This window comes from Rhizobacter sp. (assembly GCF_031412075.1).
Taxonomy (GTDB): Bacteria; Pseudomonadota; Gammaproteobacteria; order Burkholderiales; family Burkholderiaceae_C; genus Rhizobacter.
Genome location: NZ_JANOCG010000310.1, coordinates 1 through 2,073 on the forward strand (window position 1 = coordinate 1; position 2,073 = coordinate 2,073).

Genomic DNA, 2,073 nt, shown 5'->3' on the forward strand with positions numbered 1-2,073 from the left:
GAATGCTTCATATCGACTTTCAATGCGCCTTGTGGCCGGCGCCGAGGTAGGCCTCGATCACCTTCTCGTTGCGTTGCACCTCGGCCGGCGTGCCTTCGGCGATCTGCTTGCCGTAGTCGAGCACCGTCACGCGGTCGCACAGGCCCATCACCAGCTTGACGTCGTGTTCGATCAGCAGGATGGTGCGGCCGTCCTTGCGGATGGTGTCGATCAGCTCGCGCAGCACCACCTTCTCGGTGGCGTTCATGCCGGCGGCGGGCTCGTCGAGTGCGATCAGCTTGGGGTCGGTGGCCAAGGCGCGTGCGATCTCCAGGCGGCGCTGGTCGCCATAGCTCAGCGTGCGTGCCTTGAACTCGGCGTATTTGCCGATGCCCACGTAGTCGAGCAGCTCTTGGGCTCGTTTGGCGATGGCGGCCTCTTCGGCCTTGAAGCTGGCGGTGCGAAAGACCGCGCCGACCAGGCCGGAGGCGGTGCGCACGTGGCGCCCGACCATCACGTTCTCGAGCGCCGTCATCTCGGCGAAGAGGCGGATGTTCTGGAAGGTGCGTGCGATGCCGGCCTTGGCGACCTCGTGCACGGCACTCGGCTTGTAGGGCTTGCCGCCCAGCTCGAAGCTGCCGGAGTCGGGTGTGTACAGCCCGGTGAGCACGTTGAAGAAGGTGGTCTTGCCCGCACCATTGGGGCCAATCAGCCCATAGACCTGCCCGGCTTCGATGCTGATGCCCACGTCGGAGAGGGCTTGCAGACCACCGAAGCGCTTGGAGACGCCGCTGACCCTGAGCACGTTTGTCATAGGTACGTTTGTCATGGTCGCCTCCTCACTTGCCTTGTGGCACGGGCGCTGCCTTGCCGTGCTCGGGTGTGGGCCACAGGCCGCGCGGGCGGGCCAGCATGATGGCGATCATGGCCAGCGCGATCAGCAGCTGGCGCAGGATGGCGGCGTCGAGCCGGCCGTCGGTCATGTTTTGCAGGGGGCCGGCCACGTAGCGCAGCACCTCGGGCAGGGCCGCGAGCAGCAAGGCGCCGAGGATGACGCCGGGGATGTGGCCGATGCCGCCGAGCACCACCATCGCCACGATCATCACCGACTCTTGCAGGCTGAAGGACTCGGGCGAGACGAAGCCCTGGAAGCTGGCAAACAGCACACCCGACACACCGCCGAAGGTGGCGCCCATGCCGAAGGCCAGCAGTTTGAGGTTGCGGGTGTTGATGCCCATGGCCTTGGCGGCGATCTCGTCTTCACGGATGGCCATCCAGGCCCGCCCGATGCGGGAGCGCTCGAGCCGGTAGCAGATCAGCACGCTGAAGATCACCAGCACCAGGAACAGGTAGTAGTAGTTGGTGACCGAGGGAATCTCGAAGCCGAAGAAGGTATGCGACTTGGCGAAGTCGTAGCCAAAAATCTGGATCGATTCGATCTGGCTCAAGCCCTTGGGGCCGTTGGTGATGTTGACCGGCGCATCGAGGTTGGTCAGGAAGACGCGGATGATTTCGCCGAAGCCCAGCGTCACGATGGCCAGGTAGTCGCCGCGCAGCTTGAGCGTGGGCGCGCCGAGCATCACGCCGAACAGGCCGGCGATCACGGCGCCGAGCGGGATCACCACCCACCAGGGCACGTGCAGACCGTTGGGAAAGGCCACACCGATGGAGGTGAAGGTGGTGCTCAGGTGGGGCGAGGCGAGCAGCGCAAGCATGTAGGCGCCCACTGCATAAAACGCCACGTAGCCGAGGTCGAGCAGGCCGGCGTAGCCGACGACAATGTTCAGGCCGAGGGCCAGCAGCACGTAGAGCAGGGCAATGTCGATGATGCGCACCCAGGCGTTGCCGAACTGTTGCGCGAACAGGGGCACCACCAGCAGCAGCACGCCGGCGATCAGGAAGACGGCGAGTTTGTTGTCTTTGAGAAACATGTGCAGCTCCCGTCAGGCGCGATCGGCCACACGCTCGCCGAGCAGGCCTTGCGGGCGCAGGGTGAGCACGAGGATGAGCACGATGAAGGCGAAGATGTCCTGGTAGTGGCTGCCGAGCACGCCGCCGGTGAGGTCGCCGATGTAGCCGGCGCCCATGGCTTCG

Annotated in this window: 2 protein-coding genes and 1 pseudogene; all 3 read right to left on the minus strand. The window is 65.1% G+C overall.

Going from position 1 to position 2,073, the window contains the following annotated elements:
- Positions 1-19: 19 nt before the first annotated feature.
- Positions 20-808, minus strand: coding sequence for an ABC transporter ATP-binding protein (locus tag RMO40_RS11335; protein ID WP_489660143.1), 789 nt, complete (start codon positions 806-808; stop codon positions 20-22).
- 10 nt (positions 809-818) lie between these two features.
- Positions 819-1,910, minus strand: a complete 1,092-nt coding sequence (locus RMO40_RS11340) for an ABC transporter permease subunit (protein WP_309720783.1) — start codon at positions 1,908-1,910, stop codon at positions 819-821.
- 12 nt (positions 1,911-1,922) lie between these two features.
- A pseudogene (locus RMO40_RS11345) lies at positions 1,923-2,073 on the minus strand (branched-chain amino acid ABC transporter permease); the annotation flags it as partial.

Bases quoted from the DNA above. Each gene is read 5' to 3' on its own strand.
- RMO40_RS11335 (WP_489660143.1), bottom strand. From the start codon at position 808: ATGACAAACGTACCTATGACAAACGTGCTCAGGGTCAGCGGCGTCTCC.
- RMO40_RS11340 (WP_309720783.1), bottom strand. From the start codon at position 1,910: ATGTTTCTCAAAGACAACAAACTCGCCGTCTTCCTGATCGCCGGCGTG.